The 24,263-nt window shown below is 72.0% G+C and carries 31 protein-coding genes; 25 read left to right on the forward strand and 6 right to left on the reverse strand.

Going from position 1 to position 24,263, the window contains the following annotated elements:
• Both VKG64_10390 and VKG64_10395 read right to left on the reverse strand, forming a co-directional pair.
• Positions 1 to 901: ABC transporter ATP-binding protein (locus tag VKG64_10390; protein HKB25450.1), on the reverse strand; the 901-nt coding region annotated here is incomplete at its 3' end.
• Positions 902 to 936: 35 nt separating this feature from the next.
• Positions 937 to 1,440, reverse strand: coding sequence for a TIGR00725 family protein (locus tag VKG64_10395; protein ID HKB25451.1), 504 nt, complete (start codon positions 1,438 to 1,440; stop codon positions 937 to 939).
• A gap of 20 nt (positions 1,441 to 1,460) precedes the next feature.
• On the opposite strand from VKG64_10395, the gene VKG64_10400 reads away from it, so the two are divergent.
• The 12 genes from VKG64_10400 (at position 1,461) to VKG64_10455 (ending at position 12,506) form a co-directional block, all read left to right on the forward strand.
• Entirely contained in the window at positions 1,461 to 3,149 is a 1,689-nt protein-coding gene (locus tag VKG64_10400) for a hydantoinase B/oxoprolinase family protein (protein ID HKB25452.1), read from the forward strand.
• 1 nt (position 3,150) lies between these two features.
• Positions 3,151 to 3,945: an alpha/beta hydrolase gene (locus VKG64_10405; GenBank protein ID HKB25453.1), complete on the forward strand. Its 795-nt coding sequence runs from the start codon at positions 3,151 to 3,153 to the stop codon at positions 3,943 to 3,945.
• A gap of 11 nt (positions 3,946 to 3,956) precedes the next feature.
• Complete coding sequence (locus tag VKG64_10410) at positions 3,957 to 4,580, forward strand: pyridoxamine 5'-phosphate oxidase family protein (protein HKB25454.1); 624 nt, start codon at positions 3,957 to 3,959, stop codon at positions 4,578 to 4,580.
• Positions 4,580 to 5,128, forward strand: coding sequence for a carboxymuconolactone decarboxylase family protein (locus VKG64_10415; GenBank protein ID HKB25455.1), 549 nt, complete (start codon positions 4,580 to 4,582; stop codon positions 5,126 to 5,128). Before VKG64_10410 ends, VKG64_10415 begins: the two co-directional genes overlap by 1 nt.
• A gap of 5 nt (positions 5,129 to 5,133) precedes the next feature.
• On the forward strand, positions 5,134 to 7,170 hold the full coding sequence (locus tag VKG64_10420) for a hydantoinase/oxoprolinase family protein (protein ID HKB25456.1): 2,037 nt from the start codon (positions 5,134 to 5,136) through the stop codon (positions 7,168 to 7,170).
• A gap of 22 nt (positions 7,171 to 7,192) precedes the next feature.
• The gene (locus tag VKG64_10425) at positions 7,193 to 7,498 is read left to right on the forward strand and encodes a hypothetical protein (GenBank protein ID HKB25457.1); all 306 of its coding nucleotides are present in this window, start codon (positions 7,193 to 7,195) and stop codon (positions 7,496 to 7,498) included.
• Positions 7,489 to 8,745 (forward strand): MFS transporter, encoded by a 1,257-nt coding sequence (locus VKG64_10430; protein HKB25458.1) that lies wholly within the window; start codon positions 7,489 to 7,491, stop codon positions 8,743 to 8,745. Before VKG64_10425 ends, VKG64_10430 begins: the two co-directional genes overlap by 10 nt.
• Before the next feature lie 276 nt (positions 8,746 to 9,021).
• A complete protein-coding gene (locus VKG64_10435; GenBank protein ID HKB25459.1) occupies positions 9,022 to 9,483 on the forward strand; it encodes a hypothetical protein in 462 nt (153 codons plus the stop codon).
• 2 nt (positions 9,484 to 9,485) lie between these two features.
• Positions 9,486 to 10,022: a prepilin-type N-terminal cleavage/methylation domain-containing protein gene (locus VKG64_10440; GenBank protein ID HKB25460.1), complete on the forward strand. Its 537-nt coding sequence runs from the start codon at positions 9,486 to 9,488 to the stop codon at positions 10,020 to 10,022.
• Positions 10,019 to 10,606: a prepilin-type N-terminal cleavage/methylation domain-containing protein gene (locus tag VKG64_10445; GenBank protein HKB25461.1), complete on the forward strand. Its 588-nt coding sequence runs from the start codon at positions 10,019 to 10,021 to the stop codon at positions 10,604 to 10,606. The genes VKG64_10440 and VKG64_10445 overlap by 4 nt, the downstream gene beginning before the upstream one ends.
• Positions 10,606 to 11,799, forward strand: coding sequence for a pilus assembly PilX N-terminal domain-containing protein (locus VKG64_10450; protein HKB25462.1), 1,194 nt, complete (start codon positions 10,606 to 10,608; stop codon positions 11,797 to 11,799). Before VKG64_10445 ends, VKG64_10450 begins: the two co-directional genes overlap by 1 nt.
• Before the next feature lie 77 nt (positions 11,800 to 11,876).
• A complete protein-coding gene (locus tag VKG64_10455; GenBank protein HKB25463.1) occupies positions 11,877 to 12,506 on the forward strand; it encodes a hypothetical protein in 630 nt (209 codons plus the stop codon).
• Between the two features lie 289 nt (positions 12,507 to 12,795).
• On the opposite strand, the gene VKG64_10460 is transcribed toward VKG64_10455, so the two are convergent.
• Both VKG64_10460 and VKG64_10465 read right to left on the reverse strand, forming a co-directional pair.
• Positions 12,796 to 12,942, reverse strand: a complete 147-nt coding sequence (locus VKG64_10460) for a hypothetical protein (GenBank protein ID HKB25464.1) — start codon at positions 12,940 to 12,942, stop codon at positions 12,796 to 12,798.
• A gap of 496 nt (positions 12,943 to 13,438) precedes the next feature.
• Positions 13,439 to 13,783, reverse strand: coding sequence for a cupin domain-containing protein (locus VKG64_10465; protein HKB25465.1), 345 nt, complete (start codon positions 13,781 to 13,783; stop codon positions 13,439 to 13,441).
• 57 nt (positions 13,784 to 13,840) lie between these two features.
• Between VKG64_10465 and VKG64_10470 the strand changes: the two genes are divergently transcribed.
• The 4 genes from VKG64_10470 to VKG64_10485 all read left to right on the forward strand — a co-directional run bounded on the left by VKG64_10470 (position 13,841) and on the right by VKG64_10485 (position 16,370).
• Complete coding sequence (locus tag VKG64_10470) at positions 13,841 to 14,635, forward strand: enoyl-CoA hydratase (GenBank protein HKB25466.1); 795 nt, start codon at positions 13,841 to 13,843, stop codon at positions 14,633 to 14,635.
• 6 nt (positions 14,636 to 14,641) lie between these two features.
• Positions 14,642 to 15,310 (forward strand): thiaminase II, encoded by a 669-nt coding sequence (gene tenA, locus VKG64_10475; protein ID HKB25467.1) that lies wholly within the window; start codon positions 14,642 to 14,644, stop codon positions 15,308 to 15,310.
• Positions 15,311 to 15,317: 7 nt separating this feature from the next.
• Positions 15,318 to 15,803, forward strand: coding sequence for a tetratricopeptide repeat protein (locus tag VKG64_10480; protein ID HKB25468.1), 486 nt, complete (start codon positions 15,318 to 15,320; stop codon positions 15,801 to 15,803).
• 219 nt (positions 15,804 to 16,022) lie between these two features.
• Positions 16,023 to 16,370 carry a copper-binding protein gene (locus VKG64_10485; protein ID HKB25469.1) on the forward strand — a complete coding sequence of 116 codons (348 nt, stop codon included), beginning with the start codon at positions 16,023 to 16,025 and terminating at the stop codon, positions 16,368 to 16,370.
• Here the strand turns inward: VKG64_10485 and VKG64_10490 are convergent.
• On the reverse strand, positions 16,345 to 17,238 hold the full coding sequence (locus VKG64_10490; protein ID HKB25470.1) for a haloalkane dehalogenase: 894 nt from the start codon (positions 17,236 to 17,238) through the stop codon (positions 16,345 to 16,347). The two genes, VKG64_10485 and VKG64_10490, sit on opposite strands and share 26 nt — an antisense overlap.
• 20 nt (positions 17,239 to 17,258) lie before the next feature.
• Entirely contained in the window at positions 17,259 to 18,044 is a 786-nt protein-coding gene (locus VKG64_10495) for an SDR family oxidoreductase (GenBank protein ID HKB25471.1), read from the reverse strand.
• 30 nt (positions 18,045 to 18,074) lie between these two features.
• On the opposite strand from VKG64_10495, the gene VKG64_10500 reads away from it, so the two are divergent.
• Genes VKG64_10500 through VKG64_10540 form a run of 9 tightly spaced genes read left to right on the forward strand, consistent with a single transcriptional unit; the run spans position 18,075 to position 24,245 of the window.
• Positions 18,075 to 19,331 carry an MFS transporter gene (locus tag VKG64_10500; GenBank protein ID HKB25472.1) on the forward strand — a complete coding sequence of 419 codons (1,257 nt, stop codon included), beginning with the start codon at positions 18,075 to 18,077 and terminating at the stop codon, positions 19,329 to 19,331.
• Positions 19,332 to 19,364: 33 nt separating this feature from the next.
• Positions 19,365 to 19,979, forward strand: coding sequence for an ABC transporter substrate-binding protein (locus tag VKG64_10505; protein ID HKB25473.1), 615 nt, complete (start codon positions 19,365 to 19,367; stop codon positions 19,977 to 19,979).
• Between the two features lie 32 nt (positions 19,980 to 20,011).
• Positions 20,012 to 20,311, forward strand: a complete 300-nt coding sequence (locus VKG64_10510; GenBank protein HKB25474.1) for a metalloregulator ArsR/SmtB family transcription factor — start codon at positions 20,012 to 20,014, stop codon at positions 20,309 to 20,311.
• Positions 20,312 to 20,322: 11 nt separating this feature from the next.
• Positions 20,323 to 20,760 (forward strand): ArsI/CadI family heavy metal resistance metalloenzyme, encoded by a 438-nt coding sequence (locus VKG64_10515; GenBank protein HKB25475.1) that lies wholly within the window; start codon positions 20,323 to 20,325, stop codon positions 20,758 to 20,760.
• Positions 20,760 to 21,080 (forward strand): MoaD/ThiS family protein, encoded by a 321-nt coding sequence (locus VKG64_10520; GenBank protein ID HKB25476.1) that lies wholly within the window; start codon positions 20,760 to 20,762, stop codon positions 21,078 to 21,080. Before VKG64_10515 ends, VKG64_10520 begins: the two co-directional genes overlap by 1 nt.
• Positions 21,081 to 21,086: 6 nt before the next feature.
• On the forward strand, positions 21,087 to 21,371 hold the full coding sequence (locus VKG64_10525) for a virulence factor (protein ID HKB25477.1): 285 nt from the start codon (positions 21,087 to 21,089) through the stop codon (positions 21,369 to 21,371).
• Entirely contained in the window at positions 21,368 to 22,600 is a 1,233-nt protein-coding gene (locus tag VKG64_10530) for an MFS transporter (protein ID HKB25478.1), read from the forward strand. Before VKG64_10525 ends, VKG64_10530 begins: the two co-directional genes overlap by 4 nt.
• A gap of 23 nt (positions 22,601 to 22,623) precedes the next feature.
• Positions 22,624 to 23,562, forward strand: coding sequence for a fumarate hydratase (locus tag VKG64_10535; GenBank protein ID HKB25479.1), 939 nt, complete (start codon positions 22,624 to 22,626; stop codon positions 23,560 to 23,562).
• Positions 23,563 to 23,564: 2 nt separating this feature from the next.
• Complete coding sequence (locus VKG64_10540) at positions 23,565 to 24,245, forward strand: fumarate hydratase C-terminal domain-containing protein (GenBank protein ID HKB25480.1); 681 nt, start codon at positions 23,565 to 23,567, stop codon at positions 24,243 to 24,245.
• Positions 24,246 to 24,263: the final 18 nt, after the last annotated feature.

The raw sequence follows: 24,263 nt of genomic DNA on the forward strand, positions 1-24,263 counted from the left end.
AGTGCGCGCCCAGGAAGAGCGTCTCCTCGAGCTCGCCCGCGAGTGCCGGGCCCGGCCCGCCGAACGCGAGATCCGAGGAGCGCAGCACCACCTCGACGGGCCCGCGCAGCGGACCGTCGTAGGGCAACCGCTGGCCGCCGAGCGTGAGCGCGCCGGCCTCGGCGTGCGCCCGGAGCCGCGTGCTCACGCCGAGGAAGTCGGCGGCGAAGAGGTCGGCGGGGCGTCGGTACACCTCCTCCGGCGCGCCCGTCTGGACGACCCGGCCCGCGCTCATCAGCACGACCTGATCGGCGATCGCGAGCGCCTCCTCCTGGTCGTGGGTGACGTAGATCGCGGTGATGCCGACGCGCCGCTGGAGACGGCGCACCTCGACGCGCAGGCGCTGGCGGACCTTGGCGTCGAGGTTCGAGAGCGGCTCGTCGAGCAGCAGCACGCGCGGCTCGACCACCAGCGCGCGGGCGAGCGCCACCCGCTGCTGCTGGCCGCCGGAGAGGGCGCCGGGCTTCCGGCGCGCGACCGCCTCGACGTCACCGATCTCGACGAGCGCGAGCGCCTCGAGCGCCCGCCGGCGGATCTGCTCGCGGGGCAGGCGCTTGAGCCGGAGGCCGTACGCGACGTTGTCGAAGACGGTCATGTGCGGCCAGAGGGCATAATTCTGGAAGACCATCGCCGTCGCCCGCGCTTGCGGCGGCAGCCCGGTGACGTCCTCGCCGCCGAAGCGGATCGTGCCCGCGTCCACGCGGGCGAAGCCCGCGATCGAGCGGAGCAGCGTCGTCTTGCCGCACCCCGAGGGTCCGAGGATCGCCGTCAGCCGCCCGGGCTCGAAGCCGAGCGAGACGTCGCGGAGCGCCTCGACGTGCCCGTACCGCTTGGTGAGCCCTTCCACGCCGACGGCGATCATGCGGGGCAGTCTATCTCACCTGCCCACCGAGGTGACTACGCGAGCCAGGTGCGGGTGCGGGCGCGCGCGCGGGCCCCCGCGCGGAGCGCCGTGCGCGCCGCCGTCTCGGGCGTCGCGGCGCGGACGAGGGGCACCCGACGGCCCTCGGGCTGGCGGAGACGCCAGGAGCGGAGACCGACGACGGGCACGCCGAGCTTGAGGGCGAGCGCGATCTCGGAGAGCGTGCCGTACCGGCCACCCACGGCGACGATTGCGTCGCACGAGCGGACGAGGACGACGTTGCGGGCCTGGTCCATGCCGGTGACGATCGGCACCGTCACCCAGCGGTTCGCGTCGCTCCGAGAGAAACCGGGAAGGACCCCGACGACGAGGCCCCCGGCGCGGGCGGCGCCGCGCGCGGCGGCCTCCATCACGCCCCGCAGCCCGCCGCAGAGCAGGACGGCGCCGGCGCCCGCGATGGCGGCGCCGACGCGCTCGGCGTCGCGCGCGACGCGCCGCGAGCACGTGCCCTCGCCGATCACGCCGATGTGGAGCGCCATCGCCGGGGGATACTACCATGATGTATCATCCTCACATGCTCGACCCGATCACGGTCTCCGTCCTCACGCACCGCTTCGAGGCCATCGTCCAGGAGATGGGCGAGGCGATGCTGCGCACGGCCTACTCGCAGATCCTCAACTCGAGCCGCGACTTCTCGACGGCGCTCTGCGACGACCAGGCGCGCCTTGTCGCCCAGGCCGAGCACGTGCCGATCCACGTGGGCGCGATCCCCTGGGCCGTCGAGTCGGTGCGCGACGCGTTCCTCGGGCGCGTGCATCCCGGGGACGTCTTCCTGCTGAACGACCCCTACCACGGCAACAACCACCTGCCCGACCTCACGGCGTTCGTGCCCGTGTTCGTGGACGACGAGGTCGCCTTCTGGTCGATCAACCGGGCGCACCAGTCGGACATCGGCGGCGCGACGCACGGCGCCTACAACCCGGCCGCGACGGAGATCTGGCAGGAGGGGCTCCGGATCACGCCGCTCAAGCTCTACGATCGCGGTGAGCTGCGCGACGACGTGCTGAAGATGATCACGACGAACGTCCGCCACCCGCACGACTTCATGGGCGACCTCAACGCCATGATCGGCTCGGCGAAGGTCGGCGAGCGCCGGCTGCACGCGCTCCTCGACGAGTACGGCACGAAGACGGTCGTCGGCGCCGTGGACGAGATCCTCGACGGCGCCGAGAAGCAGGCGCGCGCGTGCGTCCGGACGTGGAAGGACGGCGTGTATCGCGGCGAGTCGATCCTCGACGACGACGGCCACGGCTTCACCGACATCTGGATCCGCGCGACGGTCACGAAGAAGGGCGACGCGCTCACGGTCGACCTCTCCGGGTCGCACCGGCAGGTCCACGGCTTCATCAACTCGTCGTTCCCGAACACGATGTCGTCGGTCCACATGGCCTTCGCCTACCTGATCGACCCACGCACGCCGAAGAACTCGGGGACCTTCCGCCCGGTGAAGACGATCCTGAAGGAGGGCACGATCGTCTGGCCGTACGCGCCGGCGCCGGTCACGCTCGCGACCAACCACTGCGCCCAGGAGATCGCCGAGGCGATCATCAAGGCGCTGGCGCCCGCGTGCCCCGAGCGGACGATCGCGGGCTGGGGGCGGCGCTTCCGCATCGCGATCAAGGGCGTCAATCCGCGGACCAAGCGGCCGTTCATCTGGCACATGTTCCACGCGCGGCCGGGCGGCGGCGCGACGGCCGTGGGCGACGGCTGGGAGACGGCCGGCGAGGGCCAGGCGGCCGGCGGCATCAAGTTCGGGAGCGTCGAGGTCGCCGAGGTGCGGTTCCCGCTGACGTTCGAGCACCACGAATTCCGCGCGGACTCGGCCGGCGACGGCCGGCACCGCGGCGGCGTCGGCGCGGTGCTCCGCCTGCGCGTGGACACGGAGGAGCCCGCGGTCGCGAACACGGCGGGCGACGGCGTGCGCCATCCGCCGTACGGTCTCCTCGGCGGCCGGGACGGCCTCCCGCACCGGTACCGGCTGCTCTCGCGCGGGCGGGCGCCGCGCTTCCTCAAGACGAAGGAGGTCGGCGTCGTCGTGCGGCCGGGGGACGTGTTCTTCGTCGAGTCGTCCGGCGGCGGCGGCTACGGGCCGCCGTCGAGGCGGTCGCGCGAGGCGCGCGCGGCGGACCTCGCGAACGGCTTTGTGACCAGGCGCGGCGGCGTGTCGCGGGCGCGGAAGACGCGCTAGGGTGCAGCTCCGGGGGACGCTGCCGCTCCTCGCGCTCCTGCCGCTCGCGTCGCCGTGCGCGGCCTTCCAGGAGGAGGTCCGGACACTCGCGACGCGCGCGGGCGTGACGGACGCGTTCTTCCTGATCACGCCCGACGCGCCGCCGGTGGCGAGCGTGGTCCTCTTCTCCGGCGGCGAGGGCGTCGTCGGGGTGGGGCGCCTGAAGAATCCCGGGTGGGGACGCGGGAACTTCCTCGTCAGGAACCGCCGGACGTTCGCCGGGCACGGCATCCTCGTCGCGGTCGTGGAGGTGCCGTCCGACCACAAGACGGGCTACGGCTACGGCGCGTTCAGGGCGAGCAAGGAGCACGCGCAGGACATCGCCGCCGTCATCGCCGCGCTGCGCCGCGAGGCGAGCGTGCCGGTGTGGGTCGTCGGGACGAGCATGGGGACGATCTCCGCGGCGAACGCCGCCGCGCGGCTCAGGGAGGGCGGGCCCGACGGGCTCGTGCTCACGTCGAGCGTGACGCGCAGGAGCCGGGTCGTGGGCGTCACGCTGAGCGACGTGGACCTCGACGAGATCCGCGTGCCGACGCTCGTGGTGCACCACGAGAACGACGCGTGCGTCGTGACGCCGATCGCCGACGCGTGGACGCTCCCGCGGCGGCTCAAGCGGGCGCCGAAGAAGGAGGTCGTCGCGTTCCGGGGCGGGTCGCCGGTCGGCGACCCGTGCGAGGGCTATGCGCATCACGGGTACTTCGGGATCGACGACGAGGTCGTGAAGGCGATCGCCGACTGGATCAAGGCGGCCAGGTGAGGGGGGACGGCATGTTCAAGCACGTGGTGACGTCGGAAGCGGAGCTGCGGGACCTCCTGGGCTCCCCGAGCGAGCGGGCGGTGAAGAAGGACGTCGCGGTCCTCGACGAGCACTGCCGCGCGTTCCTCGCGCGGTCGCCGTTCCTGCTGCTCGCGACGTCGAGCGGCGCCGGCCGGTGCGACGTGTCGCCCAAGGGCGACGCGCCGGGCTTCGTCCGCGTCCTCGACGAGCGCCATCTGGTCGTCCCCGATCGGCCGGGCAACAAGCGGCTCGACGGGATGCGGAACCTCCTCCAGAACCCGCACGTCGGGATGATCTTCCTCGTCCCCGGGCGCGAGGAGACGCTCCGGGTCAACGGCCGCGCCTGGATCGTGCGCGACGCCGAGCTGCTCGCGTCGCTCGCCGCGCGGGGACGGGAGCCGCTCCTCGCGATCGGCGTGGAGGTCGAGGAGTGCTTCTTCCACTGTCCGAAGGCGTTCCTGCGCTCCGAGCTGTGGGAGCCCGCGCGCTGGCCCGGCCGCGAGGCGCTCCCGTCGATGGCGAGCGTGATCTACGACCAGGTGCGCCCCGAGGGCAGGACGCGCGAGGAGTACCAGCGCGAGAGCGAGGAGAACCTCAAGAGGACCCTCTACTGATGGCCCGCGTGCCGCTCATCACCACGAAGGACGAGCTGCCGGCCGAGCACCACGCCGCGTTCGACCTCATCACGCAGAGCCGCGGCCGGGTGGCCGGGCCCTTCGGGGTGCTCCTGCACAGTCCCGAGGCCGCCAAGCGCATCGCCCACCTCGGCGCCTACATCCGCTTCGAGTCCGCGCTCTCGGGCGAGCAGCGCGAGCTGGCGATCCTCGCGACGGCGCGGGCGATGGACTGCCGCTACGAGTGGGCCGCCCACGTGCCGCTCGCGCGGAAGGCGGGCGTGCGCGGCGAGGCGATCGCCGCGATCCGCGACAAGCGCGCGCCCGCGGGCCTGACGCCGGCCGAGGCCGAGATCGTCCAGTTCGTGACGGCGCTCCTCCGCGCCCACCGCGTGGACGACGGGACCTACCGGACGCTCCACGCGCGCTTCGGCGCGCGGGCCCTCGTCGAGCTGACGGCGACCGCCGGCTACTACGCGATGATCGCCTCCGCGCTCAACGCGTTCGACGTCCAGCCCGAGCCGGGCGCCGACCTCCTGCCTGACTGAGCCGCGTGTACCGCATCGGGATCGACGTCGGCGGCACCTTCACCGACCTCGTGGCGGTCGACGACGGCGGACGGGTCGTCATCGCCAAGACCGCTTCCACGCCGCGCGACCCGTCCGAGGGGCTCATGGAGGGGCTGCGCCTCCTCGCCGCCGAGCTCGGCACCGACCTCGGGGGCCTCCTCGCCGAGACCGCGTCCGTCGTCCACGGCACGACGGTCGCGACCAACGCGCTGCTCGAGCGGAAGGGCGCCCGGGTCGGCCTGCTGACGACCGAGGGCCACCGCGACGTGGTCGAGATGCGGGAAGGGCTCAAGGACGACCGCTACAACCTCAGGATGCCGCCGCCCGTCCCGCTCGTGCCGCGCGCGCGGCGCCTCGGCGTGCGCGAGCGCATGAGGTTCGACGGCACGGTGCTGGAGCGGCTCCGCGCGAAGTCGCTCGGCGCGGCGCTCGCGAAGCTCGCGAAGGACCGCGTCGAGTCGGTCGCCGTCTGCTACCTCCACTCCTACCGCAATCCGAAGCACGAGCGGGACACGGGACGGGTCGTCGCGAAGCGCCTGCCCGGCGTCTACGTCTCGCTCTCGTCCGAGGTGCTGCCGCAGATCAAGGAGTACGAGCGGGTCTGGACGACGGTCGTGAACGCGTACGTCGGCCCCGCGCTCGCACGCTACCTGGCGAGCCTCGCCGCAAAGCTCCGCGCGGCGGGCTACCGGGGCGACGTGCTCATCATGCAGTCGCACGGCGGCGTCGCGCCCGTGAAGGAGTCGGCGCGCCTCGCGGCCGGCGCGGTGCTGTCGGGCCCCGCGGGAGGCGTCGCGGCGGGCCGCTACGCGGCGCGCCTCCTCGGCGAGGGGAACCTGATCACCTTCGACATGGGCGGCACGAGCACCGACATCGCGCTCCTCCAGCAGGGCGAGCCCCAGCTCACGGGCGAGAAGACGGTCGGCGTCGCCAAGGTCGCGCTCCCGGCGATCGACATCCACACGCTCGGCGCGGGCGGCGGCTCGATCGCGCGGGTGGACCCGGGGAAGATCCTCCACGTCGGGCCCGAGAGCGCGGGCGCCGACCCGGGCCCCGCGTGCTACGCGAAGGGCGGAACCCGCGCCACCGTGACCGACGCGAACCTCGTCCTCGGCTACCTCGACCCGGCGAACTTCCTCGGCGGCCGCATCGGGCTCGACGCGAAGGCGGCGGAGCGCGCGGTCGCGCAGATCGCCAGGCAGCTCGGCACCGGCGTCGTGGAGGCCGCGCTCGGGATCTCGCGCGTCGTCAACACCAACATGGCCGAGGGGATCCGGATCGTCTCGGTGCGGCGCGGCGTCGATCCGCGGAAGTTCGCGCTCGTCGCCTTCGGGGGCGCGGCGGGCCTGCAGATCACGGAGGTCGCGCGCCTCCTCGAGATCCGCCGGGTCGTCGTGCCCTCGGTGGCCGCGGTGCTGTCGGCGTGGGGGATGCTCGCGACCGACCTCCGCTACGAGCTCGTCCGCTCCCACGTGAGCGAGGTCGGGTACATGACCCCCGCGGCGCTGCGACGGCTCTTCGCCGAGCTCGAGGCCGAGGGGCGGAAGCGGCTCGGCGCGTTCGAGGGGTCGATCGGCGTCCACCGCTCGCTCGACATGCGCTACGGTGAGCAGATCTTCGAGATCCAGGTGCCGCTCGACGGTGTGGACCTCGCTGCGCCCGGCCTGCTGGACGAGGTCGCCGCGCGCTTCCATCGCCGCCACGAGGAGCTCTACGCCTACAGCGCGCCCGGCCAGGAGGTCGTCATCGTCAACGCGCGCGTCGCCGTCGTGGGCCGCCTGCCGGTGCTGCCCGCCGAGGGCGGCGCCGCCACGCGCCGCGCGGGGGCCGGGCCCGGGCGGCGGCGCGTGTGGCTCGGCGACTGGGTCGAGGTGCCGGTCTTCAAGCTCGACGCGCTCGTGCCGGGCCAGGAGGTCAAGGGCCCGGCGATCTTCGAGTCGGCGACGACGACGGTGCTCGCGCGCGAGGACGAGCGCGTGACCGTCACCCGCCACGGCTGGCTCGACATCCGCCTCGCCTGAGCCCGCCCGGATCCCGCGTGCCGTGCCTCCGCTCCGTGCCGGACTGATGGCCGCGCGCGAGCTGGTCGTGCGCGCGGCGCCGGAGGACGTCGTCCACCGCGCCTCGCTCGCGCTCCGCCGGCTCGGGGCGCGCGTCATCCGTTATGATGCCCGCGCGGGGACGCTCGAGGCGCGCGCCGGCCGGCGGCTCCTGCCGGAGGTCGTCCGCGTGAGCGCCAGCCCCGAGGGCGAGGGGGCCACGCGGGTGAGCATCGGCACCGACGGGAGAGACTGGCGGGCGCTCGTGCGCCAGCTCGCCGCCGACCTCGAGGCGGCCGAATGGCGCTGACGCCCGGCCTCCGCCGCAACATCCTGGCGCTCGGGCTCGACCACTCGGTCTTCCTGATCGGGTTCTCGTTCGCGTCCCAGTCCACGATCCTGCCCGCGTTCGCCGCGCACCTCGGCGCGCCCAACGTCGTCATCGGCGCGATCCCCGCGGTGATGACGCTTGGCTGGTTCCTGCCGTCGCTGTTCGCCGCGGGACACACGCAGACGCTCGCGCGGAAGCTCCCGTTCGTCGTGCGCTACACGGTCTGGGAACGGGCGCCGTTCCTGGTCATGGTCCTCGCCGCCTTTCTCCTCGCCGAGCGCGCGCCCGCCCTGACGCTCGCCGTGCTGCTCCTGATGCTCCTCACCATCACGGGCACCGGCGGCGTGGTGATGCCCGCGTGGATGGACATCATCGGCCGCGCGATCCCGGTGACGGTGCGCGGCCGTTTCTTCGCGGGCTCGGCCCTCTTCGCCGGCCTGGGCGGCTTCGCGGGGAGCTTCCTGACGGCGCGCATTCTCGCGGTGCTGCCGCCGCCGGCGAGCTACGGCGTGTGCTTCCTCTGCGCCGCGGCGTGCATGGGGATCTCGTTCGCCGCGCTGCTGCTCGTCCACGAGCCGCCGGCCGCGGCGCCCGCGCCGGCCGTCGCGCTGAAAACCTACCTCGCGCGCGTGCCGGCGCTGCTGCGCCGCAACCGGAACCTCACGTGGTTCCTCGCCGCGCGCGCGTTCGGCATGGTCGGCTCGATGGGGAGCGGCTTCTTCACGGTCTACGCGCTCACCGGCTGGGCGGCGCCCGAGGCCCAGGTGGGCGTGTTCACCACGCTGCTCCTCGCCGGCCAGGTCATCGGCACCGTGACGCTCGGCTGGCTCGCCGACCACGCGGGCCACCGGCTCGTGCTCATCACCGGCGTCGCCGCGATGCTGGGCGCCAGCGTCTGGGCCCTCGCCGCGTCCTCGCTCGCGGCGTTCGGTGCCGTGTTCGTGCTGGCGGGCCTCCAGGGCGCGGCGGTCACGATCTCGAACCTGAACGTCCTGCTCGAGTTCGCGCCCTCACCCGAGGAGCGGCCGACCTACATCGGCCTCGGGACCACGTCCCTCGCGCCGGTCGCGTTCGGCGCCCCCCTCGTCGCCGGCCTGATCGCCGACGCCCGGGGCTTCGCCGCCGTCTTCGTCCTGGCGGCCCTCGCCGGCGCGGTCGGCCTCGCCATCCTGGTCGCGGCGGTCAGGGATCCGCGTCACGAGCCCGCGGCCTCGCCTCTGCCCTGACGCGGCGCTCCGCCGCTCCCGTCGGGTAGCTGCCCGAGGGTCAAAAAGGCCCAGCGCATGGGTACAGAATTGTCACTTCCGGACGCGGGTGGGTCGGGAAGCTCCCGAGCAACGTATCGGGAGCTAATAAAAATCAACGCTCTCACGGGGTTGGTGTGGAGATTGCTTGTATGACCGACGGGTATGTCTCGTAGAGATTTCGGAATGCGCCGCGTTGCGCCGGGATCGACGCCGGAGAGGCTCGCTCCTGGGGTGTTTGACGTATATTACTGGGCAGTGGGCCGGACGGTGGGCAGCCGCGGGTTCAGCCTCGTCGAGCTGCTCGTGCTGGTGGGCGTGATCGCCATCATCACGACGGTCAGCGCCCCCGCGTTCGTCAACTACTGGCGCGCGGCCACCCTCCAGGGCGGCGCGCGCGAGCTCGCGACCATCATCAACCGGGGGCGCCAGGTCGCGATCTCGAACAACACGACGGTCTGCGTGAAGCAGAGCACGAACAAGGTGCAGTTCCTGACGGGCGGGTGCGCCGGCACGGTGTGGACGGGCGCCGGCACGGACGGCGGCGGCTGGTTCACCCTCCAGAACGGCGTCACCGTCAGCTCGACGACCGCCAACTCGGTGTTCAACTTCATGGGCGCGGCGACGACCGCCGGCGTCTACACCGTGACCAACCCGGTCGACAACGCCTCCATGCACGTGACCGTCGCCCTCTCCGGGCGCGTCACGATCGGGCCATGACCATGACTCTCAGAGACCAGCGCGGATTCACGGTCGCCGAGGTGCTCGTCGCCGCGGTGATCGTCTCACTCGCGTTCGTCGCGCTCGGGACGATCGTGCCGATCGCGACCTACGCCGTGCAGGAGGGCTACCAGCTCTCCACGGCGACGTTCCTCGCCGATCAGAAGCTCGAGCAGATCAAGGTCCTGCCGTGGACGTCGACGCCGGCCAACGACTGTCTCGGCGTCTCGGCGTCGTCGACCGCGGCGCCGAAAACCCCGGGAAGCGCGACCTGCACGCTCGGCGCGACGTTCGTGAACCCCGGCGGCGCGCTCACCTGGGAGGCGGACGAGAGCACGACCTCGATCACCAACTTCAACGGTTACTCCCGGCAGGTCCGCGTCACGGATTGCGGAGCCGGAGCGGGGTGCATGGGAATCGTGGACCCCGGCATGCGCTTCGTCACCGTCACGGTGAGCTACACGTCGCTCACCGCCACCGGGAATGCCGCCTCCGGGACCAAGTCGTACTCGGTCTCGATGATCGTGAGCCAGCGATGAGCACGCCGGCGACGCGGATGCCCGGGATCAACGACCAGCGCGGGTACACGCTCGCGGAGCTCCTGACGGCCATGGCCGTGTTGGGGCTCCTCCTGGCCGGGCTCCTCCTCACGCTCCAGGAAGGGCAGACCGCCTACCAGTACAGCGCCGGTCGCGCGGAGGTCCAGCAGAACGCGCGCGTGGCGCTCGACCGGATGCTCCGCGAGCTGCGGACGGCGACGACGATCATCACCTCGACCTCGACCGACGTGAAGTTCACCTACTGCGACGGCACCAACCCCGCGACGACCCCTTGCGATAGCACCATGCTGATCACCGTCGAATATTCGCTGAGCGGCGCCAGCGCGCCGTACCTCCTCCAGCGCAACCAGACGGGCGCCGCGAACCAGCCCGACACCCTGATCGGCGGCGTGAGTGCGCTCACGATCACCTACTACGACATTAACAACGTCGTGACCACGACGGCGGCGAACGTCCGCTCGATCGACATCCAGCTCACGACGAGGCCCGAGGACACGACGATCGCGGCGCCGAACATCCGCACGGCCGTCGTGGAGGGCCAAGTGAGAGTGAGGAACGAATAATGAACAACGAACGCGGAATTGCGCTGCCGATGGCGCTGATGGTGATGGTCATTCTGACCGCGCTCATGGCGGCCTTTGCCGTCCTCGCGACGAGCGAGCCACAGATCGCGAGCAACCAGGTCGCGAGCGCGCAGGCCCGCGCGCTGGCGGAGTCCGGCATCGAGCGCGTGCTCTGGGCCCTGACCTCAGGCCAGAATGGGGGTGTCGCGCCGAACGCGCTCATCCTCACGGCCGGGGCCTCGGGCTGCACGCCGTACTGCCTGCCCGCGGCCCTGGGGCCCTATGACGGCGCGACCGAGACAACGCTGGGCGTCGGCAGCTTCAAGGTGGTGATTCAAGACGGGGCGCAGCCGAACCAGAAGCTCGTGACCGCCAGAGGCTACGTCCCGAACGCGACGAACCCGATCGCGATCAAGCAGATCAAGGTGACCGTGACACGGCTCAACTGGATCAACCCCCTTTGCGCGCTCTGCACCGGCAGCCCGGCCGCCCCGTTTCCCGGGAACGTCCAGGTCGGCGGCACCGCCACCCTGAATGCCTCGTTGACAGCACAGGGGTCGGCGCCCGCAGGGGCGTTCTGCGCCGGGGTGACGCCAGCCGCCGCAGTGGGCGCCACCGGAACCGTCGGCACGAACGGAACCCCCGGGCTCTACGGTCCAGGTGGTATTTCCCCCTCCATTCAGCAAAACGCCAGCTTCCCGAGCAGCATGTTCTTGAGCAGCTCAGACATGGCCGCACTCAAGGCGATGGCGCAGGCGCGGGGAACCTATTACACGGCGACGCAGGCGACATGGAGCTACCCGCCGAGCAATGGCATCATCTTCGTAGACACGACTGACGGCGGGCCTCTAACTTCCCTCAACAAGGCCAACCTGCATCTCAACGGAGGCTCCAACTGGAGCGGGTGGCTCGTCGTCAATGGCGATCTGACCTGGACGGGTAACATTGGAAACCTGACGGGGCTCATCTACGCGCAAAACAATCTTATCCTCCACGGCGCTGGAAACGGCAATATCCAGGGTGCCGCCATCTCGGCGAACCTGCTGGATTCGAGTGCGACCTCCGTCGACACCCTCACCATTGGGAACAACCCGGTCAGCTACAATTGCCCAAGCGTCCGCAACGGCGGCGGCACGCTCAGCCAGAACTGGTTCCTCAGTCCCGGAACGTATCGAGAAGTGTCTGGATCTTGAGGTCGGCGCTCGGCTTAGTGACGCTCAGTCTCGCGCTCGCGATCGGGAGTTGCCAGCGCGCTCCTGAGGTACCGCGGGTGTCCGAGGCGCCGGGAGCCGTAAACCACCTCGCGGAGGCCAGGAAGGCGCTCGCCATCGCCAACTGGTCCGCCGCAGCGCCCCACCTGCGGGCAGCCCTCGAGCAAGATCCGGGTAGCCTTTTCCTGCACTATAACCTGGCGGTCTGCGCCACCTGGCTCGACTTGCGGAATGAAGCGACACGCGAGTTCGAGTGGGTCGTGGCACATGCGCCATCCGACTCAGAAGAGGCGACGACGGCACGACGCTGGCTTGCCAGCGGCAAAGCTCAGGCGCCCATTCAGGCAGCCGCCGAGCCTAGCAATCCAGACCTCGGCGACGCGGGAGTTCACGGCGTGGTTCTCTGGGCCGAGCCCGGGCAGCTACCGACGCCTCAGGGGAGGCTCCAGATCTTCCTCCACGGACTTCGCAACACTCCTACCGCGGAGCGTTTCTACTGGGTGCGGAGCGACGAAGAGGGCCGTTACCAGTTCACGCGCATCGTCCCGGGCCAGTACAAGCTGAGCGACGCGATCGCGCGGCCGAAGTGGCGTCTGAAAATCGTCGTAGAGCCGGGACAGGAGGCATTGTTCGACCTCACTCTGGATAACGCTCGTCCAGCGCGCGACGATTTCCCTGAAGACGGGTAGCTCAGTCCTGACGATTCCGCCCCAACAAGTAGCCCCCGGCACCTCCTCGGCGTCATGACAGGCTTCGTCCTCGAGCAGGCGCTCGTACTCGAGCCGGGCGACGCGAGGTTACGCTCCGACCTCCTCCTCGAGCTCGGGCGCGTCGGCGGCGATCGCCGTAGGGAGCCGTGTACTCGCCGACGCCCTTGAGCACGAGGAACACGGCCGAGGTCGTTCCCCCGTTCGTGTCATCCCCCTTCGAACCGCTCGTGTGCTATCAACTCGCTCACACCGTAGGCCAGCTGGACGCCTATGGGATTTGGAATCGGGAAAGTGCTTCCAGGTACTCCGGCGCCCTGCCAGAAGTCACGAGGACGGCGAAGGCGGCCATGAGCGCGGTCAGGATCACCATGACGATCAGCGCCATCGGCAGCGCGATTCCACGTTCGTTGTTCATTATTCGTTCCTCACTCTCACACGGCCCTCCACGACGGCCGTGCCGAGCCCCGGTGGCCGACAGTAAGGCCGAAAGGCGCCCCGATGTCAACGGGGCGTGCAGGCTGTTGGCTCACCCGGTCGGTTTCTCGCGTGGGGGCTTAGCATCGACGACGAGATTCTCTACGGTCTCCTCGCGCGGAGATCCGGTGCCGCCCACCGCGCCGGCCGGGACTCGAAAAGAGGTCCGGCGCGACAAGAAGGCGCCTGAGTCGCGAGAGGCAGATCGCCCAGTTCGAGCGCCTGCAGAGGCACCGGCGCGGTGAGACCCTCCCGCCTCCGATTCGCGGTGACGTGACGAAGGCTCAGTAGCGGGACAGACCCTGAATGTTTCGGCGGGTGGAATTTGCGAAACAAAGCCGACGTATCATTTTGACCCCATGAAGACGTGAGCGAGAACGACTCGCACTCGACTTCGCGCTGATGGCGGAGAAACGCGAGACAGTCGCTGCCGCGTTTCAGGTCAGCGGGACGTAGTCGTACTCGCCGATGCCCTGGAGCACGAGGAACACGGCCGACGTCTTGCCCGGGTTCGTCACGAGGTGCGGCCGGCCCGGCCTGACCGTGTAGGTCTCGCCCGGCGCGAGCCGGACCTCCACCTTCGGGTCGCGCAGGAACAGGCGCAGCCGGCCATCGAGCACGTAGAAGGTGTCCTGCGTGCTCGTGTGATAATGCCAGGGCACCTGCTGCGTCGGCGAGATCTGGAGCTCGGTGATCCAGAAGCCGGGCCGCTCGGCGTGCCGGGCGCGCCGCTCGACCTCGTAGAGGTGACTCGCATCCCTGACGGGCTTCATCGCGAGCATGGCGTCCTCCCGCGGCGATGGTACCATCGCCGCACACGTCGTGACCGGAGGACCTCCATGACCCAGGACCTGCTCGAGTCCGTCAAGGACGGCGTCGCCGTCCTCACGCTGAATCGCCCCGACCGCCTGAACGCCATGTCGCGGCCGATGCTCGACGCGCTCCTCGCGGCGCTGCCCCGGCTCGCCGACGACCCGGAGGTGGGCGCCGTCGTCCTCACCGGCGCCGGGCGCGGCTTCTGCGCGGGCGGCGACGTGAAGGCGATGGCCGAGGGGCGCGAGGCCGAGGGCACGACCCTCGAGGAGCGCGCCCAGGCCCTCCGCGGACGCATGGAGGTCTCGCGCTGGCTCCACGAGATGCCGAAGCCGACGATCGCGATGGTGCGCGGCGCCGCGGCGGGCGCCGGGCTCTCGCTGGCGCTCGCGTGCGACCTGCGGGTCGCCGGCGACACGGCGCGCTTCGCGCCGGCATTCGCGCGCGTGGGCTACTCGGGCGACTTCGGCGGGAGCTGGTTCCTTACCCGGCTCGTCGGCACCGCGAAGGCGCGCGAGCTCTACTACACGGCCGACATCCTGGACGCCCAGCAGGCGCTCCTGCTCGGGCTCGTGAACCGCGTCGTCCCGGACAGGCACCTCGAGGACGAGACGCTGGCGCTGGCCCAGCGCCTCGCGCGCGGCCCGCGCGTCGCGCTCCGGTACATGAAGCGCAACTTCAACGCGGCGGAGACCGGGGCGCTCAAGGACTCGCTCGACCTCGAGGCCTGGCACCACACGCGCTGCGGCATGACCGAGGACCATCGCGAGGCGGCGACGGCCTTCGTCGAGAAGCGCGAGCCGGTGTTCCGCGGGCGCTAGCGCGGCATGGGCGGCACCTTCACGGGCGAGCTCTGGCAGGCGATCGCGCCGATCTGGACGGCGATCCTCCGCCACCCCTTCGTGCGCGGCCTCACCGACGGCTCGCTCCCACGCGAGAGCTTCCGCTTCTACGCGGTGCAGGACGCGCTCTACCTCCGGGACTTCGCCCGCGCCCTCTCGCTCGCGGCGGCACGGGCGCCCGCGGACGAGTGGATCAGCATGTTCGACGAGCACGCGGCCGGCGCCCTGAAGGTCGAGCGCGCGCTCCACGAGGGCTTCTTCGCCGAGTGGCGACTCACCCCCGAGGCCGTCGCGGCCACGCCGCTGGCGCCGACGAACCTCGCCTACACGAGCTACCTCCTGGCCGTCGCCTACGCGGCGCCCTGGCACGAGGCGGTGGCCGCGCTCCTGCCGTGCTACTGGATCTACTGGGAGGTCGGCAAGGAGCTCGAGCGTGCGGGCTCGCCCGACCCGCTCTACGCGCGCTGGATCGGCACCTACGCCTCCGAGGAGTTCGGCGGCGTCGTGCGCGCCGTCCTCGACGCGACCGACCGCACCGCGGCGCGGCTCGGCGACGCGGAGCGGGCAGCGATGAGACGGCACTTCGTCACGACGAGCCGGTACGAGTGGATGTTCTGGGAGATGGGCCACCGCCGCGAAGCCTGGCCCGTCTGAGGCGCCGATGGACGACGCCGAGCGACTCCGGCGCGCGACCGAGCTCTGGCAGGCGGCGTACCGCCACCAGATGAAGGGCGACCTCGACCGCGCGATCGAGCTCTACCGGGGCTCGATCGCGGAGCGGCCGACCGCGGAGGCGCACACGTTCCTCGGCTGGACGCTGAGCTTCCAGGGCCGGCTCGCGGAGGCCACCGCCGAGTGCCTGCGGGCCATCGAGGTGGACCCCGACTTCGGCAACCCCTACAACGACATCGGCTGCTACCTCATGCAGCAGGACAAGCTCGAGGAGGCGATCCCGTGGCTCGAGAAGGCGAAGCGGGCGCCGCGCTACGAGCCCCGGCAATTCCCATACATGAACCTCGGCCGGATCTACGTCCGGCAGGGACGCTGGTGGGACGCGCTTCGCGAGTTCGAGGCCGCCGTGCGCCTGGCCCCCGACGACGCCGAGCTCCGCCGCACGCTCCATTCGCTGCGCGCCCGGCTGAACTGAGCACCGCAGACTGACGGCTAGACGCGGTAGCGCTCGAGGACGCGCCGGTCGAGCTCGCCTTGCCCGTGAGGTCCCAGAGCGCGATGTCGATCGCCGAGATGGCGGCGACCGGCCAGCCCTTGGACGAGCCGAAGACCTCGGCCTCGGGCAGCGCGTGACACAGGACGTGGCTCTTGACCTCACGGATCTTCATGGTCGTCTCCTCGTTTACAATGGCGCATGCGTGGGTGGAGCGCCGCGCTCGTCGCGGGACTCCTGGTGCCGCTGCTCTCCGCGGCGCCCGCCGCCTCGCAGAGCGCGTCATCCCCGAAGGCTGACTGGCGGGGCACGGGCACCGTCGTCGCGGTCCTCCCACCGCCGTCGAGCCTCCACGCGACCCGCCCGGTGATCATCATCCACCACGCCCCGATCCACGGCCTCATGGAGGAGGCGATGGACATGCCCTTCATCGCGGCCTCCACCGGCCTCTTCGCGGGCCTCCGGCCCGGCGACCGGATCGCGTTCGGCCTCAAGGACACGCCGGACGCCCTCCTCGTCGTCTCTATCGAGCGCCTGGCTCCGCGCTGAGCCGCCGGACGAACGCGGCGACGGCGCGGCCGATCTCGTCGGGCGAGTCCTCCTGGAGGAAGTGCGTGCCCTTCACCGTGACCTCCTGCTGGTTCGGCCAGGTCCGGCAGAAGTCGCGGACCGCGCCCGTGGCGAGGAAGCCCGGATCGCCGTTGACGAACAGCTTGGGCACCGGGCTCCGCACGAGCCAGTCGGCGTACGCGCGCGCGATCTCGGCGACGTCGGCGGGCTCGCCGTCGAGCGGGATCTGCCGCGGCCAGGTGAGGGTCGGCCGGCGCGACTCGCCGGGCTCACGGTAGGGGGTGCGGTAGCGCTCCATCTCCTCGGGCGTGAGCCCGCGCAGCACGCTCGCCGGCAGGAGCCGCTCGACGAACACGTTCTTCGCGAGCACGACCTCCTCGCCCGCGGGCGAGCGCATCGCCTGGAAGATCTTGCGGGCCGGCTCCGGCCACTCCTGCCACGTCATCGGGCGGACGAGCGCCTCCATGTACGCGAGACCCCGCACGCGCTCGGGATGGCGGCGCGCCCAGTGGAAGCCGAGCGCCGAGCCCCAGTCGTGGACGACGAGCGTGACGTTCCGGTCGAGGCCGAGGGCGTCGAACCAGGCGTCGAGGTAGCGGGCGTGGTCCACGAAGCGGTACGAGCCGCCCGGCGCCTTGCCCGAGTCGCCCATGCCGACCAGGTCCGGCGCCAGGCACCGGGCGCCGCCCGCGACGTGAGGGATGACGTTCCGCCAGAGGTACGAGGAGGTCGGGTTGCCGTGCAGGAAGACGACGGGGTCGCCCGCGCCCGTGTCCACGAAGGCGAGCTCGGTGTCGAGGACGCGCACGCGGCGCCGGCGGTGGTTGTCGAGGGCGCTGATAGGCATGGCGGACTCCTCCGGGGCTCCTAGTCGAGCACGACGCCGCCGTCCACGACGAGCACCTGACCCGTCACGAAGCTCGACATCGGCGAGGCGAGGTAGACGACCGCCTGCGCGATGTCGTCGGGGTGCCCCATGCGCGAGATGGGCTGCGCCATGACGTTGTAGTCGTAGCCGCGGGTCATGTCGGTCTGCACGGGCCCGGGCGCGACCGCGTTGACCCGCACGCCGTAGCGGCCGGCGTCCTTCGCGAGCCAGCGGGTGAACGCGATGACGCCGCCCTTTGCCGCCGCGTACGCCGGGCCGGTGCGGCCGCCGCGCGTGGCCGTCTCGTCCTCCGGGCGCGAGACCGCGCCCCCCGCCATGCCGGACACCGAGGCGATGTTCACGATCGCGCCGCCCTCCCGCTTCAGGTGCGGGTAGGCCGCCTGGCTCACGAGGATCGTGCCCTTCAGGATCACGTCGAGCTCGCGCTGAAGCGTCGCCTCGTCGAGGTCCTCGAGCGCGAGCCGCTCGCCGACGCCGGCGTTGTTGACGACGACGTCGAGCCGCCCGAGCTCCGCGAGCGTGCGCTCGACCGCCGCCTCCACGGCGGCGCGATTGGCGACGTCGGCGCGCAGCGGGAGGCAGCGGCGCTTGAGGGCCTCGACGCGCGCGCGGGTGTCGAGCGGCGGCTCGAGGTCCACCGCCGCGACGTCGGCGCCGATCGCGGCGAGCGCGACGGCGATCGCCCGGCCGATGCCGCGGCCGGCGCCGGTGACGAGCGCCACCCGGCCCGCGAGGGTCGGCGGGGCGCTCGGCTCGGTCGTCATGGGCGGGAGAATACGCCATAATCGAGAGGCATGGTCACGCGACGCTTCAGCCCCGGCATCCGCACGGCGCTCCGGATCGACATCGCCGCGGCCGTCCTTCTGGCGGTCTTCGCCGGCCTGACGGGGCCGTTCGTCGGGCTGATCCTCCGACGCGACCTCGGCGCCACGCCGTTCCAGCTCTCGGTCATGTCCGCCGCGACCGGCGCGAGCCTCCTGCTCTCGCTCGCGTGGGCGCAGGCACTCGGGGGGCGCGCGCCGCTCCCGTACCTCGTCTGGCCCGCGGTCGTCGCCCGCGGGGCCTTCCTCCTCGTGCCGCTCGCGGCCGGCGCGTGGTCGTTCGCGGGGCTCGTCGTCGCGTCGAGCGTGTTCGGCGCCGCCGCGGGGCCGGCGCAGGCCGCCGTCGTCGAGCGCGTCTATCCGCGCGCCGAGCGCGGCCGGGCCCTCGGCGTCGTGAAGATGGCCGGTGCGGCGCTCGGCATCGTCCTGGCGCTCGCCGCCGGCCAGCTCTTCGAGCGCGTCGACTGGCGCTGGATCTTCCCCGCCGCGGCGGTCGTGGGGATGGCGGCGAGCCTCACGCAGGGGCGGCTCAGGGTGCCCGAGCCGCCCGCCGGCGGCGACACCGCGTCGGGCCCGGCGCTCGCGGGCGCGTGGGCGACGGTCCGTGACGATCACGGCTTCAGGCGCCTCCTCGTGGCCGCGTTCCTCTTCGGCGCGGGCTGCTGGATCCAGACGCCGGCGCATCCGCTCCTGCTGGTGGACGTGCTGAACGCGAGCGCCGCGCAGGTCGGCGTCTTCGCCGCCGTCGCGGCGGGCGCGGCGCTCCTCGGCGGCGCGGGCTGGGGCTGGCTCGTGGACCGGCGCTCGAGCCTCGCCGCGCTCGCGCTGATGTACCTGATCGGCGCGGCGGCCCCCGCGATCTGCTTTGCTGCGGGAAGCCCGTGGGCCCTCGTCGGTAGCTCGGCCGCCGACGCCCTCGCCGGCGTGGGCCTCGACCTCGTCTGGATGCTGGTCGTGATCGACGCGGCCGGCCCGCGGCGCGCCCCGCAGTACGTCGCGATCGGCGCCGCGCTCGCAGGCGTACGCGGGATCCTGGGTCCGCTGGCGGGTGGGCTCCTGATCCACGCCGCGGGCGTCCGTGCCGTGTACCTCGTCGCCGCGGCCCTCGAGGTCGCCGCGGCCGCGCTCGTCGTCCGCGAGGTACGGCGGCGCGCCTCGGCCACCGCGGCCGCCGGCGCCGCGCGGCTCGACCCCGGCCGCGGACGCTCCCGGGAAGCCTTCGAGCATTAGCGCCGCGGCCGTCGGGTTATACTCCTACCCGTTGTGATCATCGCGACACGACTCGTCGTCCTGGGCTTCTGCGTCGCCTGCACGGCGCCGGTCTGGGCCGGCTCGTCGCCGACCGACCAGCTCCGCGACTACACGGACCAGGTCCTCAAGGTGCTCGACGACCCGGCGCTCCGCCCCCAGGACCGGCGCGACGCGGTACGCAAGATCGCCGCCCAGATCTTCGACCTCGGCGAGACGGCGAGGCGCGCGCTCGCGCGTCACTGGCAGGCGCGGACGGCCGCCGAGCGGGAGGAGTTCACCCACCTCTTCGGCGACCTCCTCGAGCGCACGTACATCGCCCGGATCGACCAGTACGGCGGCGAGAAGGTCCGCTACGTCGCCGAGACCGTGGACGGCGACCACGCCGTCGTGCGCGCGAGGGTCCTCACCAGGAAGGGGAGCGAGGTCCCGGTCGAGTCGCGGCTGCTCCTGCGCGGCGATCGCTGGCTGATCTACGACGTCCTGATCGAGAACGTGAGCCTCATCGCCAACTACCGCGCCCAGTTCGACAAGATCATCCGGACCACCTCGTTCGACGAGCTCATGAAGCGCCTCAAGACCAAGCGCGAGGAGTTCGAGGCCGAGGGCGCCCCCAAGCCCCGGGGTTGACGGCGCTTCGATAGTTTTATAAACTTGGAAATGTGAAGACGCTCCCGCTCGTCCGGCTCCAGGCCCGCGAGGACCACGTCGAGGCGTTCAAGGCGCTCGCGCACCTCTCCCGGCTGCAGATCTTCTTCTTGCTCGTGCGCCAGGCGCGGGAGGTGCCCGCCGGGGAGATCCAGGCCGCGCTCGAGATCCCGGGCCCGACCCTCTCCCACCACCTCGACGCGCTGCGCCGGGCGGGGCTGGTCCGGAGCCGGAAGGAGGAGCGCTTCGTCTACTACTCGGCGCGCCCCGACACGGTCTCGGAGCTGGTCCGGCTCCTGACCGCCTGCTGCTGAAGGAGCATGCCATGACCGACCTCCCCCGCGTCCACGTGCACATGAAGGTCTCCGACCTCGCGAAGAGCCGCGAGTTCTACCGGCGGTTCTTCGGCGCCGAGCCCGTGAAGGAGAAGCCGGGCTACGTGAAGTTCCTGCCGCCGTGGGGCCCGCTGAACCTCGCCCTGTCCGAGGGGCGGCCCGCGGAGGGCGGCGGCCCGGTGGATCACGTGGGGATCCAGGTCGCGTCGCGCGACGCCGTCCTGCGCCAGCTCGCGCGGGTGAAGGCGGCGGGCCTCGCCGTGCGGGAGGAGCTCGGCGTGGACTGCTGCCACGCGAACCAGGACAAGTTCTGGGTGCACGATCCCGACGGCGTGGAGTGGGAGGTGTACGTGCTGAACCGCGACCTCGAGGACGCGCCCCGCGGCCTGCCGCTCGCCAAGGGGGCGTCCTGCTGCGTCCCGTCCTGATGGCCTCGACGGGCGCGACGGCCGCGACCATCCCGGTCGAGGTCGCCTCCTGGGTCACGAAGTTCATCGGCGGCGACGGCACCGGGCGGCGGGTGTTCGAGGAGGCGCTGCCGCCGGGCGCCACGGTCCGGAGCGTGCTCGGACGGCTCTCGGCCCGCTATCCCGACCTCCAGGCCGCGCTCTGGCACGGGGACGAGCTCGGCGAGCACATCGAGGTCCTCGTGAACGACGCCGTCCTCGGCATCGGGCACGCGCTCGACTCGCCGCTCCGGCCGGGCGACCGCATCACGCTCCTCGGTCAGTTCATGGGCGGCCGCTAGAGCGGCGTGGCGACGTACCAGGTGATCGCCTGGCGGGACATCCCCGCGGTCGTCGAGGCGCGCGACGGCGCCGGAGCCGTCACCCGCCAGCTCTCGGAGCGCTTCCAGTCGCTGATCGACTCCGTCGCCATGCAGTTCGGCCTCGAGGGCTCCGAGGCCTACATCGAGCAGTGGACCCGGAGCGCGGTCGCCGAGCGTGCGGGGACGGCGGCCGAGGTCGCCGACGCCGTCGCGGCGGAGCTCGAGGACCGCTTCCAGGAGTTCATCGGTCAGGCGTTCCGCCGTCCGTGAGGCTCGACGGATGGCTTCTCGCGGTCTGCGCGTCGCGGACGTTCATGACGTCCATGTTCATGACGTACGCCGCGACCCTGCCGGTGCTCCGCGCCGAGTGGGGGATGACGGCGACCGCGGCGGGCTCGATCTCCACCGGCTTCCAGGCGGGCTACGCCGTGTCGCTCGTGTTCTTCTCCGCGCTGGCCGACCGGGTCGGCGCGCGGCGCGTCTTCCTCGGCTCGGCGTGGCTCAGCGCGGTCTCCGGGCTCCTCTTCGCGGCCTTCGCGCGCTCCTACCTCACGGGCCTCGTCCTCTACACGCTGGTCGCCCTCTCCCAGGGCGGGACCTACACGACCGCGATCATGCTCTTCGCCGACCGCTACCCGCCCGCGCGGCGCGGCGCCGCGGTGGGCTGGCTGATCGCGAGCTCGTCGGCGGGCTACGCGCTCTCACTCGTCGTCTCGGGCGCGGCCGTGCGGGCGGGCGGCTACCCGCTCGCGTTCCTCGCCAGCGCGCTCGGCCCGGTGCTCGGCGTGGTGATCGTGTGGCTCGTGCTCCGGGCGACCCCCAACGTCGTGCACCCGCGGCACGAGGGCGCGCGCTTCGGCACCGCGGTGCTCGGAAACCGCCCGGCGGTCCGGCTGATCCTCGGCTACACGTTCCACTCCTGGGAGCTGCTCGGCATGTGGGCGTGGACTCCCGCGTTCGTCGCCGCGGTCTTCGCCGTGTCGGGCGAGGGCTCGCTCCGCGCCGTGGAGCTCGCCTCGTACGTGTCGGCCGCGTTCCATCTGATGGGGCTCCTCGCCTCGACCTCGATGGGCCGGCTGTCGGACGGCCTCGGCCGGCGCGTCGTCCTCCTCGGCCTGGCCGCGACGAGCGCCGTCTGCTCGCTCGTCTTCGGCTGGCTGATCGGCCTGCCCCTCGCCGTCGTCTTCGCGGTCGGCGCGTTGTACGGCTTCGCCGCGCTCGGCGACTCGCCCGTGCTCTCGACGGCCCTCACCGAGGCGGTCGACCCCCCGCACCTCGGCGCGGCCCTGGCGCTGCGCTCGTTCATGGGCTTCGGCGCCGGCGCGGTCGCGCCGATCGTGTTCGGCCGCGTCCTCGACGTGACGAACCCGCCCGGCGCCTCCCCGACCGCGTGGGGCTGGGCGTTCGTCACGCTGGGCGCGGGCGGGCTTGCGGCGGCGTGGTGCGCGCGCGGGCTCGCGCCCGACCGCGTCCGCACGACCCGGCCGGCGCCGATGTAATAAGCTAGGGTCGAGGCGACGGCGTGCCCCGGCCCATCCCGCTGAAGCTCGTCGAGGACACCGCGCGCGAGCTCATGGCGCGCGCGGCGATCGACATCCCCGCCGACTACCGCGAGGGGGTCCGCCTGGCCCGCGAGCGCGAGCGGAACCGTCTCGCGCGCTTCGTGCTCACCGAGATGGAGCGGAACTGGGACGTCGCGACGGCCGAGCGCCGGCCCATGTGCGCGGACACCGGACTGCCGCGCTACTACGTCAAGGCGGGCAACGAGGCGGTCGTCGAGGGCGGGTTCGTGGCGCTCGAGCGCGCGCTCAGGCGCGCGACGGCCGACGCGACGGCGTCGGTCCCGCTCAGACCGAACCGCGTCCACCCCCTCTCGCGCGCGGACCACGACAACAACGTCGGCGTCCACGCCCCCGAGGTGACCTACACCTTCGAGCCGGACGCGGACTGGCTCGATCTCACCACCGTCCACAAGGGCGGCCTGTTCGGCAGCGACTACCGGATGCTCTTCCCGGCCGACGGCGTCGGCGGCGTCAAGCGCTTCTTCGTGGACACGCTCGTCCAGTTCGGCCGGCGCGGCCTCGCGTGCCAGCCCGCGATCGTCGGCGTGGGCATCGGCGGCTCGAAGGACACCTGCGTGCGGCTCGGCAAGGAGGCGGCGTGCCTGCGCGTCGTGGGCAGCCGGAACCCCGACCCGCAGGTCGCCGCGCTGGAGGAGGAGCTGACGGCGCTCGGGAACTACGTCGGGATCGGCGCGATGGGCTTCGCCGGCACCTCCCTCGTGGTCTCGACCCACGTCGAGGTGGCCTACACGCACACGGGCGGCATGCCGGTCGCGATCCACGAGTTCTGCCTGTCGTCCAGACGGGCGACGGCGCGGATCCATCCCGACGGCCGTGTCGAGTTCCGGGCCGACCCGAAGTGGTTCACCGACTACTACCGCCGGGACGGAATCGAATGATCATGCGGCTCGACGACGTCGCGATGGACGAGGTCCACCTGACGACGCCGGTCGGCGACGCCGACCTCGCGCGTCTGAAGCTCGGCGACGTCGTCTACCTCACGGGCGTTGTCTACACGGCGCGCGAGGGCGTCTACCGCAAGGTCGTGGAGCAGGGGGCGGAGCTGCCGGCCTCCGTCCGCGCCCTGACGAACGTCAGCTTCCACTGCTCACCGGCCGCGACCGTGCGGCCCGACGGCACCTACGCGGTCGCCGCGGTCACGGCGACCGCGAGCTTCCGCTTCGGGAAGTCCATGAGCCGGTGGTTCGAGCGCTCGGGCACCCGGGTGGTGGTCGGCAAGGCGGGCCTGACCGAGTTCGCCTATCGCGAGTGGTTCGTCCCGCACGGCGCCGTCTACCTCACGACGATCGGGTACGGGATGGGCGCCGCCTACGGACAGTGCATCCGGCGGGTGCGGGAGGTCCACTGGCTCCGAGAGCTCGGGATCGCCCAGGCCCTTTGGGTGCTGGAGGTGGACCGCCTGGGTCCCTTCCTGGTGGAGGGTGACCGCGAGGGGCGGAGCCTCTTCGCCCTGGCGAACCGGGAGATCAACGTGCGGCTCGAGGACGTCTACCGTGGCCTGCCGCCCTTCGCGATGGGCCGCTTCGGCGAGACGACCGCCCGAACGGACGAGGTCGTGTAGTCGTGTAATATGGCTGCA

The organism is Candidatus Methylomirabilota bacterium, from assembly GCA_035260325.1.
Lineage (GTDB): Bacteria > Methylomirabilota > Methylomirabilia > Rokubacteriales > CSP1-6 > AR19.

Coding starts and splice junctions, on each gene's coding strand:
- VKG64_10460 (HKB25464.1), bottom strand. CDS start 12,942: ATGAACAACGAACGTGGAATCGCGCTGCCGATGGCGCTGATCGTCATG.
- VKG64_10540 (HKB25480.1), top strand. CDS start 23,565: ATGCGGCTCGACGACGTCGCGATGGACGAGGTCCACCTGACGACGCCG.
- VKG64_10500 (HKB25472.1), top strand. CDS start 18,075: ATGGTCACGCGACGCTTCAGCCCCGGCATCCGCACGGCGCTCCGGATC.
- VKG64_10400 (HKB25452.1), top strand. CDS start 1,461: ATGTATCATCCTCACATGCTCGACCCGATCACGGTCTCCGTCCTCACG.
- VKG64_10495 (HKB25471.1), bottom strand. CDS start 18,044: ATGACGACCGAGCCGAGCGCCCCGCCGACCCTCGCGGGCCGGGTGGCG.
- VKG64_10445 (HKB25461.1), top strand. CDS start 10,019: ATGAGCACGCCGGCGACGCGGATGCCCGGGATCAACGACCAGCGCGGG.
- VKG64_10465 (HKB25465.1), bottom strand. CDS start 13,783: ATGCTCGCGATGAAGCCCGTCAGGGATGCGAGTCACCTCTACGAGGTC.
- VKG64_10395 (HKB25451.1), bottom strand. CDS start 1,440: ATGGCGCTCCACATCGGCGTGATCGGCGAGGGCACGTGCTCGCGGCGC.
- VKG64_10485 (HKB25469.1), top strand. CDS start 16,023: ATGCGTGGGTGGAGCGCCGCGCTCGTCGCGGGACTCCTGGTGCCGCTG.
- VKG64_10490 (HKB25470.1), bottom strand. CDS start 17,238: ATGCCTATCAGCGCCCTCGACAACCACCGCCGGCGCCGCGTGCGCGTC.
- VKG64_10440 (HKB25460.1), top strand. CDS start 9,486: ATGACTCTCAGAGACCAGCGCGGATTCACGGTCGCCGAGGTGCTCGTC.
- VKG64_10430 (HKB25458.1), top strand. CDS start 7,489: ATGGCGCTGACGCCCGGCCTCCGCCGCAACATCCTGGCGCTCGGGCTC.
- VKG64_10470 (HKB25466.1), top strand. CDS start 13,841: ATGACCCAGGACCTGCTCGAGTCCGTCAAGGACGGCGTCGCCGTCCTC.
- VKG64_10415 (HKB25455.1), top strand. CDS start 4,580: ATGGCCCGCGTGCCGCTCATCACCACGAAGGACGAGCTGCCGGCCGAG.
- tenA (HKB25467.1), top strand. CDS start 14,642: ATGGGCGGCACCTTCACGGGCGAGCTCTGGCAGGCGATCGCGCCGATC.
- VKG64_10520 (HKB25476.1), top strand. CDS start 20,760: ATGGCCTCGACGGGCGCGACGGCCGCGACCATCCCGGTCGAGGTCGCC.
- VKG64_10450 (HKB25462.1), top strand. CDS start 10,606: ATGAACAACGAACGCGGAATTGCGCTGCCGATGGCGCTGATGGTGATG.
- VKG64_10410 (HKB25454.1), top strand. CDS start 3,957: ATGTTCAAGCACGTGGTGACGTCGGAAGCGGAGCTGCGGGACCTCCTG.
- VKG64_10480 (HKB25468.1), top strand. CDS start 15,318: ATGGACGACGCCGAGCGACTCCGGCGCGCGACCGAGCTCTGGCAGGCG.
- VKG64_10515 (HKB25475.1), top strand. CDS start 20,323: ATGACCGACCTCCCCCGCGTCCACGTGCACATGAAGGTCTCCGACCTC.